The organism is Paraburkholderia sp. BR10937, from assembly GCF_040965695.1.
In the GTDB taxonomy this organism is placed as follows: domain Bacteria; phylum Pseudomonadota; class Gammaproteobacteria; order Burkholderiales; family Burkholderiaceae; genus Paraburkholderia.
Genome location: NZ_JBFRCL010000062.1, coordinates 38,558 through 51,996, shown reverse-complemented (window position 1 = coordinate 51,996; position 13,439 = coordinate 38,558). Strand labels below are relative to the sequence as shown.

The window sequence follows — 13,439 nt, the reverse complement described above, 5'->3', positions numbered from 1 at the left end:
CGAGCAGAAAGGTCAGGTGACTGGAAAGCATCGCGCCGAAAAGTTAACAGCTCGGCGCGTCGTTTACAACACCTTCTCGCCATCAAAACAACAATGCCGTTCAGGCTTAACTGAACGGCATTACCGCTCAGATGCGGGCTTTTTCGTTTCAGGCGCGCCGTTTCAATACGACGGCTTGTCGATGCGGATTTCCTGCAGGATCGTGGTGGCGATTTCCTCGATCGACTTGTGCGTCGACGAGAGCCACTTGATGCCTTCGCGCCGCATCATCGCCTCGGCTTCGTTGACCTCGTAGCGGCAATTTTCCAGCGCGGCGTACTTGCTGCCCGGGCGCCGCTCGTTGCGGATCTCGGTCAGGCGCTGCGGATCGATCGAGAGGCCGAAGATCTTCGTGCGATGCGAAAGCAACGCATTCGGCAGCTTGCCGCGCTCGAAATCGTCGGGGATGAGCGGGTAGTTCGCGGCCTTCACACCGTACTGCATCGCGAGATACAGGCTCGTCGGCGTTTTGCCGCTGCGCGACACGCCCACGAGGATCACGTCGGCGTCGGCGAGATTGCGGTCGGACTGGCCGTCGTCGTGCGCGAGCGAGAAGTTGATCGCCTCGATACGGTTCTTGTATTCGTCGGTGTCGGCGTTCTGGTGGCCGCGGCCCATGGCGTGGCTCGACTTGAGCTCCAGCTCCTGCTCGAGCGGTTCCACGAAGGTCTGGAACATGTCCATCACGAGCGCGTTCGCGCGCTTGACGATCTCGTTGGAGTTGCTGTCCACGAGCGTCGTGAACACGATCGGGCGGCGGCCTTCCTGCACGGCGGCTTCGTTGATCTTCTCGGCGGTCGAGTAGGCCTTTTCGGACGAATCGACGAAGGGCACGCGCACGAGGCGAAATTTCTGGTCGAACTGCGACAGGATCGAATGCGCGAAAGTTTCGGCAGTGATCCCGGTACCGTCGGAGACGATGAATACGGTAGGCGGCATCGGTTGAGGCTGGGTACGTGAGCTGCAGGGCCGCTCGGGACAGGCTTGGGCGCCCGGAAAGCCCCGTCCGGCGGGACCGAGGGGCAATTCTCGCCGACTGGCACAAATTCCAGAGTCGGCACGGTAGAATAGCGGCAACCTGTTGGATAAGCAATTGCAGTGCAACCGCGCCAAACAGCCGCCTATCGCGGTGCATTCTGGTGTCAATTCGCAGCGATTCCGTCTAACTTCATGCAATCGCGCGCATCTTCGTGCTTTTCCATTGAATGGAAATTCGTTCGCGCCCCGTGAGCGATTGCTTCTCCAACAGGTTGCGCAAGACGCGAATCCGCTTCCAATGGGCGGACCGCGTTCGAGCCCACTTGCGCAATCGTGAATTTTTTTCACACTTAGGGGCTTGTATGACTAACACCGTTGCCAAGGATCAGGCGTATGTAGTGCCTTTCGAGCAGTTGCGGATGACCGATGTCGAGATCGTGGGCGGCAAGAACGCCTCGCTCGGCGAAATGATCAGCCAGTTGGCTGAGGCAGGCGTGCGAGTGCCCACAGGCTTCGCGACGACCGCGCTCGCCTTCCGCGACTTCCTGAAACATAACAACCTGACCGAACGGATCGCCGCTCGTCTGGAGACGTTCGACGTCGACGACGTGAAGGCGCTGGCCGAAGCCGGCAAGGAGATCCGTCAATGGATCATCGACGCGCCGCTGCAGCCGAAACTCGAAGCGGAGATCCGCGCCGGTTTCGAGACGCTGCAGAACGGTTCGCCGTCTGAGCTCTCGTTCGCCGTGCGTTCGTCGGCAACGGCGGAAGACCTGCCCGACGCGTCGTTTGCCGGTCAGCAGGAAAGCTACCTCAACGTGGTCGGCATCGAAGACGTGCTCGATCGCCTCAAGCACGTGTTCGCGTCGCTCTACAACGACCGCGCCATTTCCTATCGCGTCCACAAGGGCTTCACCCACGCCGAAGTTGCGCTGTCGGCTGGCGTGCAGCGCATGGTCCGTTCGGACCGCGGCGCCGCAGGCGTGATGTTCACGCTCGATACGGAATCGGGCTTCAAGGACGCCGTCTTCATCACGTCGAGCTACGGCCTCGGTGAGACGGTCGTGCAGGGCGCCGTGAATCCGGACGAGTTCTACGTCTTCAAGACCACGCTCGCTCAGGGCAAGGCGCCGATCATCCGCCGCTCGATCGGCTCGAAACTCATCAAGATGGAATTCACGCAGCCGGGCGAGCCGGGCCGCGTGAAGACGGTCGACGTCTCGCACGAACAGCGCAACCGCTTCTCGATCACCGACGAAGACGTGATCGAACTGGCCAAGTACGCCGTCATCATCGAGAAGCACTACCAGCGTCCGATGGACATCGAGTGGGGCAAGGACGGCCTCGACGGCAAGATCTTCATTCTCCAGGCGCGTCCGGAGACCGTGAAGAGCCAGGCCGCCGGCAAGGTCGAGCAGCGCTTCAAGCTCAAGGGCCAGTCGCAGGTGCTCGCAACGGGCCGCGCGATCGGCCAGAAGATCGGCGCGGGCCGTGTGAAGGTGATTCACGATCCGTCCGAAATGGAACGCGTGCAGCCGGGCGACGTGCTCGTCGCCGACATGACCGACCCGAACTGGGAGCCGGTGATGAAGCGCGCTTCGGCGATCGTCACGAACCGTGGCGGCCGCACCTGTCACGCCGCGATCATCGCGCGTGAGCTGGGCGTGCCGGCCGTGGTGGGCTGCGGCGACGCGACCGACGTGCTGAAGGACGGCGCGCTCGTGACGGTTTCGTGCGCAGAAGGCGACGAAGGCCGCATCTACGACGGGCTGCTCGAAACCGAAGTCAGCGAAGTGCAGCGTGGCGATCTGCCGGCCATTCCGGTCAAGATCATGATGAACGTCGGCAACCCGCAGCTCGCGTTCGACTTCTCGCAACTGCCGAATGCAGGTGTTGGCCTCGCGCGTCTCGAGTTCATCATCAACAACAACATCGGCGTGCACCCGAAGGCGATTCTCGAGTACCCGAATGTCGACGCGGACCTGAAGAAGGCCGTGGAAAGCGTGGCCCGCGGCCACGCCTCGCCGCGCGCGTTCTACGTCGACAAGCTCACGGAAGGCATCGCCACGATCGCGGCGGCGTTCTATCCGAAGCCCGTGATCGTGCGTCTGTCGGACTTCAAGTCGAACGAGTACAAGAAGCTGATCGGCGGTTCGCGCTACGAGCCGGACGAAGAAAACCCGATGCTGGGTTTCCGCGGCGCGTCGCGGTACATCGCCGAAGACTTCGCGCAGGCGTTCGAAATGGAGTGCCTGGCGCTCAAGCGTGTGCGTGAAGAAATGGGGCTTTCGAACGTCGAGATCATGGTGCCGTTCGTGCGTACGCTCAAGCAGGCGGAGCGCGTAGTCGGCCTGCTCGAGAAGTTCGGCCTCAAGCGCGGCGTGAACGACCTCAAGCTGATCATGATGTGCGAAGTGCCGTCGAACGCGATCCTCGCTGAAGAGTTCCTGCAGTACTTCGACGGCTTCTCGATCGGCTCGAACGACCTCACGCAACTCACGCTCGGCCTCGACCGGGACTCGGGCATGGAACTGCTGGCCGTCGACTTCGACGAGCGCGATCCGGCCGTGAAGTTCATGCTCAAGCGCGCGATCGAAACCTGCCGCCGTCTGAACAAGTACGTCGGCATCTGCGGTCAGGGCCCGTCCGACCATCCGGACTTCGCCCAGTGGCTCGCGGAAGAGGGCATCGCTTCGATCTCGCTGAATCCGGACTCGGTTGTCGAGACGTGGCAGCAGCTGGCGAAGTCGCAGTCGAAGTAAGCGCGGTGCCGGGGGATTCAATCCTCGGCGCATACGGAGCTTGATGCAGCTTCCCGTGCGTCGTTGCACGCTGCGGAAAAAAGTGTCAGCTTCGTGCTATAACACCCCGGTCTATCCGGGGTGTTTTACTTTGGGAGGTCGTCGTGGGTCCGCATGGTTTGTTCTGGTGGATTGCCGCTGGCGTGCTCATCGTCGCCGAGCTGATGACCGGCACCTTCTACTTGTTGATGATCGCGCTCGGCTTTCTCGCCGGCGCGCTCAGCTATGAGCTTGGCTGGCCGCTCGACGTGCAACTGCTCGTCGCGGCGGCGGTCGGGCTCGCGGCCGTGGTTACGCTGCGGCGCTCGCGCTTTGGCCGCCGCCGGCGCATGACCGACGCCTCGACCGATCCGGGCGTGAACCTCGATATTGGCGCGACGCTTGTCGTCGCAGCCTGGCGCGACGGCCGCGCACGCACGATGTATCGCGGCGCCGAATGGGACGTCGAACTCGCGCCCGGCGAGCCCGAAGACGCGCCGCTCTACGAAATCAAGGCGGTACGCGGCAGTTGCCTCGTCGTGGCGGCGAAGCGCGAGCGGCGCGAAGCCAATGCGCCCGGCGCCGCTCGCGACGACGCGCGCCACGCGTGACGGGCCGCATTCAAAATCACACCAACACACCACACAGATGCGAACGGAGGTCCCGTATGCAAGTCCCAGTCGTCGGCCTGATTCTGCTCGTGATCGTCGTCGTGCTGATCGCGCAGACCATCAAGATCGTGCCGCAACAGCATGCCTGGGTGCTCGAACGGCTTGGGCGCTACCACGCCACGCTCACGCCGGGTCTGACGATCGTGCTGCCGTTCGTGGATCGCGTGGCCTACAAGCACGTGCTCAAGGAGATTCCGCTCGACGTGCCGAGCCAGGTCTGCATCACGCGCGACAACACGCAGCTTCAGGTCGATGGCGTGCTGTACTTCCAGGTGACCGATCCGATGAAGGCGTCGTACGGCTCGAGCAATTTCGTGTTCGCGATCACGCAGCTTTCGCAGACCACGCTGCGCTCGGTGATCGGCAAGCTCGAACTCGACAAGACCTTCGAGGAACGCGACTTCATCAACCATAGCGTCGTGTCGGCGCTCGATGAAGCCGCATCGAACTGGGGCGTGAAGGTGCTGCGCTACGAAATCAAGGATCTCACGCCGCCGAAGGAAATCCTCCACGCCATGCAGGCGCAGATCACCGCCGAGCGGGAAAAGCGCGCGCTCATCGCGGCCTCGGAAGGGCGCAAGCAGGAACAGATCAACCTGGCGGCCGGCGCGCGCGAGGCGGCGATCCAGAAGTCGGAAGGCGAGCGTCAGGCGGCGATCAATCAGGCGCAGGGTCAGGCGGCCGCCATTCTGGCGGTGGCCGAGGCGAACGCGCAGGCCATCCAGAAGATCGGCAACTCGATCCAGGCGCAGGGCGGCATGGATGCCGTCAACCTCAAGGTGGCCGAACAGTACGTGAATGCCTTCGCCAATCTGGCGAAGCAGGGCAATACGCTGATCGTGCCGGGCAACATGGGCGACCTGAGCACGATGATCGCTTCGGCGCTGACGATCGTGAACCGCGCGGGCCTGCGCGAGGGGCAGATCAGCGGGGCTGGGGCGACGAAGGGCGCATGAGCGCTCAGGTCGCCGGAAATGACAACGGGCCGCGCTAGCGGCCCGTTGTCCATCTGAACGCTTGCTGCTGCGGACCAATCACGTGGGCGAGCGCATCAGGCGCGCCTTCTCGCGCTCCCAGTCGCGCTTCTTCTCGGTTTCGCGCTTGTCGTGCAGCTTCTTGCCCTTGGCGAGGCCGATTTCGCACTTCACGCGGCCGCCCTTGTAGTGAAAGTTCAGCGGCACGAGCGTGAAGCCGCGCTGCTCGACCTTGCCGATCAGCTTGTCGATTTCCTCGCGATGGAGCAACAGCTTGCGGGTGCGCGTGGGGTCCGGCTGGATGTGCGTCGAGGCCTCGGGCAGCGGGCTGATGTGCGTGCCGATCAGGTAGAGTTCGCCGTCCTTGATCACGACGTAGCTTTCCTTGATGTTGGCTCGCCCGGCGCGCATGGCCTTGACTTCCCATCCTTCCAGCACGAGCCCGGCCTCGTGGCGCTCTTCGATGAAGTAATCGAAGAACGCTTTTCTGTTGTCGATGATGCTCATAGGAAAATGGGATTGGCCCAACTCGTTTAAAATTACGATTTTAGCAAAGCGGGCTTCCGAAAGCCCGTGGCGCTTTCACCCTAGCCACGCATTGCGCAATTTATGGCGGATGTCCAGAAAACCGTGTTGATTCGCCATTCGGCGGAACAAATGTTCGACCTCGTCACCGACGTCGCCGACTACCCCAACTTCCTGCCGTGGTGCGGCGGCGTCGAGATTCGCCGTCAGGACGACAGCGGCATGGAGGCGAAGATCGACATCAACTTCAAGGGCATCAAGCAACACTTCGCCACGCGCAACTCGCAAAAGCGGCCCGAGCGCATCGACATGGAATTCGCCGATGGTCCGTTCCGCAAGTTCACGGGCTACTGGCGTTTCACGCCGCTGCGCGCCGACGCCTGCAAGATCGAGTTTGCGCTGCATTACGAGTTTTCAAACATCATTCTCGAAAAGCTCATCGGGCCGGTGTTCCATCACATCGCGAACACCTTCGTCGACTCCTTCGTGAAGCGCGCCGATCAGCGCTACGGCAGACCATGAGCGCGAATCTCTCCATCGACGTTTGCTATGCACTGCCGGATGCGCAGACGCTCATCAGCATCGAACTGCCCGCGGGCGCGACCGTCCAGCAGGCCATCGACGCGAGCGGCATTCTCGCGCGCCATCCCGAGATCGATCTGGCGAAGCTCAAGGTGGGCGTCTACGGTAAGCTCAAGCCGCTCGACACCGTTCTCGCCGACCACGACCGAGTGGAGATCTATCGGCCGCTGATCGTCGACCCCAAGATGGCGCGCCAGCGCCGCGTCGAAAAGACCCGCAAGGAAGGCTCGATCGAAGGGCGCAAATGGTTGCCCAAGGACTCGCGCTAAGGTTCCCGCCCGGTGTTGCAACGGATTTGCCGCACAAACGGAATGGGCGGGACAGCTTGCGCTGTCTCGCCCATTCGGCATTTTTTGGCCCGGTGCGCTCAGGCGGCGGTCGTGCGGCCGTTTTGCTTCGCGTCGGCGTCGGGTTGCGCGAGGCGGGTTTCGTTGCCGATGCCCGGCAGATCGCCGTCCGGCACGATGCCGTCGCCGTGCGCGGTGTCTTCGGGGCCGCCCGAATGCTGGCGCACCGACCAGCTCACGCCCGCCACCAGCAGCACGATCGCCGCGATCTCCAGCCCGCGCGGCAGCCGGTGATCGTAGATAAACCCGTAGAGCAGGGCGAACAGCGTCTCGAACACGATCATCTGGCCCGAGAGCGTGAGCGGCAAGCGCTTGGCGGCGGCGTTCCAGAGGCCGTTGCCGAGCCACGAGGCGCCGATCGCGAGCACCAGATTCAACTGCCAGAACGTGGTCCAGCGGCCGGCGGCCACGGTGTCCTGCACCCAGTGCGACGGCACGAGGAGAATGCCTGGCCAGAGCAGGCCGCCGAGCGCGCCCGTGACCACGCCCCAGAGGACCGACCATTCGTTGCCGCTGAAGTGCGCATTGCGCTGCAGATAACGCGCGTTCTCGACCGCGAACCAGGTCCAGCACACGAGCGCGCCGACGGCGCAGCCAATGCCCGCGATGCGCGTGAGGATGCTCGCGCCGCCTGCGTCGCCGGCAGCCGTGAACACGTCCACGTTGATGCAGACGATGCCGGCCGCGATCATCGCGAGCGGCCAGGCCAGACGCGAAAGCGGCACGGCGCCATGGTCGCGTCGCCCGAGCAGCGTGACCGTGACGGGCAGCACGCCGACGATCAGCGAGGCCGGTGCAATGCCCACCAGATGGATGGCGCTCGCGAGAAAGAGGTAATAGAGCACGTTGCCCACGAGCGCGAGTTTCACGAGCGCGACGAGATCGGCGCGCGTCATGCGCGGCCAGACACGGCGCAGCATGGGCAAAAGCGCGGCGAGCGAAACGAGCCCATACATCGCGTAGCGGCCCGCGCTCAGGAGCAGTGGCGAGAACTCCGCCAGTTGCCGGGGCACGACGAACACCGTTCCCCATAATGCGCCGGCGAGCACGCCGTACAACACACCACGCTGCATTTGTATTGCCTCCAGATACTTCGGGTGGCCCAAGGCGGGCCGTTTTGACAGGACGGCCCGAAGCTTAACTGGAGGTGTGCGCACCCGTCTTGTTCAATCCTGCAGCGTGCGCCCGATATTCGGGTCGGAGGCGTGCCATGCCCGCACGGCTCGCACCGGCAGGGCCGGAGCGTGGAAATAATCCCGAAAACGGCGCTAAGCTACTGTTAGCGCTGATGATTTCCAGGGCGCTATCGCGTATAATCTGCTTTTGCGCCTATAGGATTTGCCATGCGTCTGATCCAGAAAGCACTCACGTTCGATGACGTGCTCCTCGTCCCCGCCTTTTCCGACGTTCTCCCGCGCGACACCAGCCTGAAGACCCGGCTGACCCGCAATATCTCCCTGAACATTCCGCTCGTGTCGGCCGCTATGGATACCGTCACGGAAGGCCGTCTGGCGATCGCCATGGCGCAGCAGGGCGGTGTCGGCATCGTTCACAAGAACCTCACGCCGGCCGAGCAGGCGCGCGAGGTCGCGAAGGTGAAGCGCTTCGAGTCGGGCGTCGTGCGCGATCCGATCACGGTTCCGCCGCAAATGAAGGTCGCCGACGTCATCGCGCTCTCGCAGCAGCATGGCATTTCGGGCTTCCCGGTCGTGGAAGGCGCGCAACTCGTCGGCATCGTCACGAACCGCGACCTGCGTTTCGAAACGCGTCTGGATGAGCCGGTGCGCTCGATCATGACGCCGCGCGAACGGCTCGTCACCGTCAAGGAAGGCACGCCGCTCGTCGACGCCAAGGCGCTCATGCACAGCCACCGCCTCGAGCGCGTGCTGGTCGTGAACGACTCGTTCGAACTGCGCGGCCTCATGACCGTCAAGGACATCACCAAGCAGACCGAGCACCCGGCCGCCTGTAAGGACGAGCACGGCAAGCTGCGCGCGGGCGCGGCAGTCGGCGTCGGTCCGGACAACGAAGAGCGCGTCGAGCTGCTGGTGCAGGCCGGCGTGGACGTGATCGTCGTGGATACGGCGCACGGCCACAGCAAGGGCGTGCTCGAGCGCGTTCGCTGGGTCAAGAAGAACTTCCCGCACGTCGAAGTGATCGGCGGCAACATCGCCACGGCCGACGCGGCGCGCGCGCTCGTCGAGTACGGCGCGGACGGCGTGAAGGTCGGTATCGGCCCGGGCTCGATCTGCACGACGCGTATCGTGGCCGGCGTGGGCGTGCCGCAGATCAGCGCGATCTCCAACGTCTCGGAAGCGCTCAAGGGCACGGGCGTGCCGTGCATCGCCGACGGCGGCGTGCGCTACTCGGGCGACGTTTCGAAGGCGCTGGCCGCCGGCGCGAACGCCGTGATGATGGGCAGCATGTTCGCGGGCACCGAAGAGTCGCCGGGCGACGTGTTCCTGTATCAGGGCCGCCAGTACAAGTCGTATCGCGGCATGGGCTCGGTCGGCGCGATGAAGGACGGCGCCGCGGACCGCTACTTCCAGGACAACTCGGCGAACATCGACAAGCTCGTGCCGGAAGGCATCGAAGGCCGTGTCGCCTACAAGGGTCCCATCAACGCGATCCTGTTCCAGCTGATCGGCGGCGTGCGCGCATCGATGGGCTACTGCGGCTGCCGTACGATCGAAGACCTGCATGCGAAGGCGGAGTTCGTGCAGATTACCGGCGCCGGCCTGCACGAGTCGCACGTGCACGACGTGCAGATCACGAAGGAAGCGCCCAACTATCACGTGGACTAAGCCCCGATGAAGCCGCTGCTGCGCGTGCTGCTGATTGTCGATGCGTTGACGTTGCTGGGGTTCGGCGTGCTGTTCGTTCTCACGCCCTGGACCCTCGTCTACGACGCGTTGCAACTGGTGCAAACGCAGCCGGCGCTCGTTGGGCAGGCGTTCGGCGTGGTGCTGCTGGGTTTCGCGTGGCTTGCGCTGCGCGCGGCCTTCCACGGGGAGATGACACTGCCTGTGGGCCGTACCGTAGGGCACGTCAACTGGATCGCCGGCGTGCTGATGCTGGTCTGGCTGATCGGGCTGCGTGCGCCGCAGCTCACGGGTTTTGGCCAGTTGGTGGCGGGTGCGGTCGGGGTGTGGATGATCGTCCTCGGCCTCGGCGGCGTCCGGCTCGCGGGCGCGGTGCGCAAGCGCCAGAAGGGGCAGGCGAGCGGCAGTTCCACGCAGCAGCGCAAGGCGGAAAAGGCGCAGTCCGATCGTCGCGAGGAGCCGGTGTCGTACGCGAAGCCGGGTTTTCTGCGAACGATGGCGTGGGGCGGTGCGCAAGAGGCAAAACGGCCGGCGGCGCCGGTCGAACCCGTTGTGGAAGTCCCGACCGTGACGCCCGCGGCGGTTCCGCCGGTTACGCCCCGTCCAGCGCCGGTTACGCCGCCGCCCGCCAGTCCGGCGCAGGCTCGAGAGGCTCGCCAGACGGCTCGCGACGAAGCGGCCGACGCACCGAGGCCGCCGCTGCGTGGCTGAGGCCGCGCGCAAACCCGGCCTCCCAAACAGCAGACGCAGTGCGCCCGAAGCACACCCGAACTTGCGCCACCCGGTGCCGCCGTAGCACGGCGCTCCGGTCCTGATGAATTCACGCTGCGCGCGTTTGAACTGTCGCGCGGCTTTCCGTATCCGTTCTTTTTTAGGTCTCGTCCGCAGCCATGCACGACAAAATCCTGATCCTCGACTTCGGCTCGCAAGTCACCCAGCTCATCGCGCGCCGCGTGCGCGAAGCCCACGTCTATTCGGAAATCCATCCGTACGATGTGGACGACGCATTCGTGCGCGAATTCGCACCGAAGGGCATCATCCTTTCCGGCGGCCCGAATTCGGTCACCGACACCGACACGCCGCGCGCGCCGCAAGCCGTGTTCGAACTGGGCGTGCCGGTTCTCGGCATTTGCTACGGCATGCAGACGATGGCCGAGCAGCTCGGCGGCAAGGTGGACGGCGGCCACCTGCGCGAGTTCGGCTACGCCGAAGTGCGCGCGCGCAACCACACCAGCTTCCTCGAAGGCATCGAAGACTTCCGCACGAGCGAAGGCCACGGCATGCTCAAGGTGTGGATGAGCCACGGCGACAAGGTCACGGAAATGCCGGCGGGCTTCCAGCTGATGGCATCGACGGAATCGTGCCCGATCGCGGCCATGGCCGACGAAGCGCGCCACTTCTACGGGCTGCAATGGCACCCGGAAGTCACGCACACGGTGCAGGGCCGCGCGATGCTCGAGCGCTTCGTGCTCGGCATCTGCGGCGCGAGGGCCGACTGGGAGATGGGCCACTACATCGACGAAGCCGTCGAGACGATCCGCAAGCAGGTGGGCAACGAGCACGTGATTCTCGGCCTCTCGGGCGGCGTGGATTCGTCGGTGGCGGCGGCGCTGCTGCATCGTGCGATCGGCGACCAGCTGACCTGCGTGTTCGTCGATCACGGCCTGCTGCGTCTGAACGAAGCCGAGCAGGTGATGTCGATGTTCGCCGACAACCTCGGCGTGAAGGTGATCCATGTCGACGCGAGCGAAGCGTTCATGTCGAAGCTCGCGGGCGTGACCGATCCGGAAGCGAAGCGCAAGATCATCGGCGCGGAGTTCGTCGAAGTGTTCCAGACCGAAGCGGGCAAGCTCACCGACGCCAAATGGCTCGCACAGGGCACGATCTATCCGGACGTCATCGAGTCGGCCGGCAAGGGCAAGAAGGCCGCGCACACGATCAAGAGCCACCACAACGTGGGCGGCCTGCCGGAGACGCTCAACCTCAAGCTGCTCGAACCGCTGCGCGAGCTCTTCAAGGACGAAGTGCGCGAACTGGGCGTGAAGCTCGGCCTGCCGCACGAAATGGTCTATCGCCATCCGTTCCCGGGCCCGGGCCTCGGCGTGCGCATTCTCGGCGAAGTGAAGCGCGATTTCGCGGATCTGCTGCGCCGTGCCGATGCGATCTTCATCGAGACGCTGCGCAACATGATCGACAAGGAAACCGGCAAGTCGTGGTACGAACTCACGAGCCAGGCGTTCGCCGTGTTCCTGCCGGTGAAGAGCGTTGGCGTGATGGGCGACGGCCGCACCTACGAGTATGTCGTTGCGCTGCGCGCGGTGCAGACGCTCGACTTCATGACGGCGCACTGGGCGCACCTGCCGCACGAACTGCTGGGCCACGTGTCGAATCGCATCATCAATGAAGTGCGCGGCATCAACCGTGTGGTGTACGACATCTCGGGCAAGCCGCCCGCGACGATCGAGTGGGAGTGATGTTCTCCCGCTAGCCTGCTGGCGATGCGAAAAACCCGCGTTCGGCACGGTGTGCCGGCGCGGGTTTTTTACTTCTGGTGCGTGCCGGTCGGCATCTGTGCAGACTGCGCCCCAGGCTACGCACGGTGATGCCCTCAATGCTTCAGACACGTATCCGCATTCTTCCAGGTGCAAACATCAAGACCCGTGTGAACGATCGGCTTCACCGTCTTTCCTTCGGCGAGGTCGCGCATCACCATCGCCGCCTGATAGCCCATTTCCTCAGGCCGCTGCCCGACCAGCGCATTGACCTTGTGGTCCTTGAGGGCTTGCAGCTCCGGTCCGAGTGTATCGGCTGAAACGATCACGAACTGGCCGCTGTTGATCTTGTCCATGATCGGCGCGACGACCTGCGAATACGCCTCGGGGGCGAAGAGCGGCCAGCCGCCCTCGAACACGAACGCCTGAAGCGTGCTGGCGTTCGCGGTGAGCGTGTCCTGCATCATCTGGTTCGCTTTCGCGGCGTCGTCGTTCACGTAGAGCGGGCAGGCGCTGATCTCATGCCAGTTGTTTTCACCCGCCAGCTTCTTGATGCCTTTTTTGCCCGAGAGCACGTCGCGCGTGCCCTGGGCGCGCTGGTTGATATTCTCGGCTGCGGGGTTGCCCATCACGAGACAGATGTTGCCGCCCTTGGGCATCAGCGTCTTCAACTGCTCGCCGAGCTTCACGCCCAGCTCGTAGTTGTCGGTGCCCACATACGCCTTGCGCAACGACTGGTCCTTCGGCAGCAGATCGGCGTCCGCGGTGATGATCGGGATCTTCGCGTTGCGGCGGCGGATCACCTCGGCAATGGCCGGCGCGTTCGACGGCGAAATGGCAATCGCCGCGACGCCCTTGGTCAGCAGGTCGTCGACGATCTGTACTTCGGCGCTTTCGTCCGCCGCTGTCGCGGGGCCCGTGTAGTAGCAGTTGTAGCCCTGTTTGCTGAGCTCCTTGTTGGCCCGGTCGCAGCCCTGGTGCATGAGGTCGAAGTACGGATTGTCGAGGCCCTTCACGACCAGCGCGAGGGTCTTGTCGGCTGCGTAGGCGGAAGAGGCCAGCATCGCGAGCCCTCCGATCGCAGCGAGATACTTCCACGCTTTCTTCATGGTTTCCTCCTGTTCGGCGCCGGTTGTACGGCGCGCGTGTCTCGTACAGTTTTCGTCATCGGAAGGAAAGCCCGCGCCCGTGCCTTGGGCTTTCTGCGGAACCGCGCGCAATGAGTCGCG

Annotated in this window: 12 protein-coding genes; 8 read left to right on the top strand and 4 right to left on the bottom strand. The window is 64.0% G+C overall.

Going from position 1 to position 13,439, the window contains the following annotated elements; all coding sequences use genetic code 11:
- Positions 1-162: 162 nt before the first annotated feature.
- Complete coding sequence (locus AB4Y44_RS34930) at positions 163-978, bottom strand: pyruvate, water dikinase regulatory protein (RefSeq protein ID WP_028204047.1); 816 nt, start codon at positions 976-978, stop codon at positions 163-165.
- 401 nt (positions 979-1,379) lie between these two features.
- On the opposite strand from AB4Y44_RS34930, the gene ppsA reads away from it, so the two are divergent.
- The 3 genes from ppsA to AB4Y44_RS34915 all read left to right on the top strand — a co-directional run bounded on the left by ppsA (position 1,380) and on the right by AB4Y44_RS34915 (position 5,424).
- Positions 1,380-3,779: a phosphoenolpyruvate synthase gene (gene ppsA, locus AB4Y44_RS34925; RefSeq protein ID WP_342921358.1), complete on the top strand. Its 2,400-nt coding sequence runs from the start codon at positions 1,380-1,382 to the stop codon at positions 3,777-3,779.
- Between the two features lie 143 nt (positions 3,780-3,922).
- Positions 3,923-4,408 carry an NfeD family protein gene (locus AB4Y44_RS34920; protein ID WP_342921357.1) on the top strand — a complete coding sequence of 162 codons (486 nt, stop codon included), beginning with the start codon at positions 3,923-3,925 and terminating at the stop codon, positions 4,406-4,408.
- A 56-nt stretch (positions 4,409-4,464) separates the two neighbouring features.
- Positions 4,465-5,424, top strand: a complete 960-nt coding sequence (locus AB4Y44_RS34915; RefSeq protein ID WP_342921356.1) for a stomatin-like protein — start codon at positions 4,465-4,467, stop codon at positions 5,422-5,424.
- Positions 5,425-5,502: 78 nt separating this feature from the next.
- Here the strand turns inward: AB4Y44_RS34915 and smpB are convergent, their stop codons facing one another.
- A complete protein-coding gene (smpB, locus tag AB4Y44_RS34910) occupies positions 5,503-5,949 on the bottom strand; it encodes an SsrA-binding protein SmpB (RefSeq protein ID WP_069265630.1) in 447 nt (148 codons plus the stop codon).
- Positions 5,950-6,051: 102 nt separating this feature from the next.
- Here smpB and AB4Y44_RS34905 point away from each other — a divergent pair, with 102 nt between their 5' ends.
- Positions 6,052-6,489: a type II toxin-antitoxin system RatA family toxin gene (locus AB4Y44_RS34905; RefSeq protein WP_368702078.1), complete on the top strand. Its 438-nt coding sequence runs from the start codon at positions 6,052-6,054 to the stop codon at positions 6,487-6,489.
- Positions 6,486-6,818 carry an RnfH family protein gene (locus AB4Y44_RS34900; protein WP_342921355.1) on the top strand — a complete coding sequence of 111 codons (333 nt, stop codon included), beginning with the start codon at positions 6,486-6,488 and terminating at the stop codon, positions 6,816-6,818. Before AB4Y44_RS34905 ends, AB4Y44_RS34900 begins: the two co-directional genes overlap by 4 nt.
- Before the next feature lie 98 nt (positions 6,819-6,916).
- Here the strand turns inward: AB4Y44_RS34900 and AB4Y44_RS34895 are convergent, their stop codons facing one another.
- A complete protein-coding gene (locus tag AB4Y44_RS34895; RefSeq protein WP_342921354.1) occupies positions 6,917-7,969 on the bottom strand; it encodes a DMT family transporter in 1,053 nt (350 codons plus the stop codon).
- Positions 7,970-8,239: 270 nt separating this feature from the next.
- Between AB4Y44_RS34895 and guaB the strand changes: the two genes are divergently transcribed.
- From guaB to guaA, 3 genes are all read left to right on the top strand, one after another.
- Entirely contained in the window at positions 8,240-9,700 is a 1,461-nt protein-coding gene (gene guaB / locus AB4Y44_RS34890; protein ID WP_342921353.1) for an IMP dehydrogenase, read from the top strand.
- Between the two features lie 6 nt (positions 9,701-9,706).
- Complete coding sequence (locus AB4Y44_RS34885; RefSeq protein WP_368702077.1) at positions 9,707-10,429, top strand: hypothetical protein; 723 nt, start codon at positions 9,707-9,709, stop codon at positions 10,427-10,429.
- A gap of 179 nt (positions 10,430-10,608) precedes the next feature.
- Positions 10,609-12,192: a glutamine-hydrolyzing GMP synthase gene (gene guaA / locus AB4Y44_RS34880; protein WP_368702076.1), complete on the top strand. Its 1,584-nt coding sequence runs from the start codon at positions 10,609-10,611 to the stop codon at positions 12,190-12,192.
- Positions 12,193-12,326: 134 nt separating this feature from the next.
- On the opposite strand, the gene AB4Y44_RS34875 is transcribed toward guaA, so the two are convergent.
- The gene (locus AB4Y44_RS34875) at positions 12,327-13,319 is read right to left on the bottom strand and encodes a sugar-binding protein (protein ID WP_165979471.1); all 993 of its coding nucleotides are present in this window, start codon (positions 13,317-13,319) and stop codon (positions 12,327-12,329) included.
- Positions 13,320-13,439 lie beyond the last annotated feature (120 nt).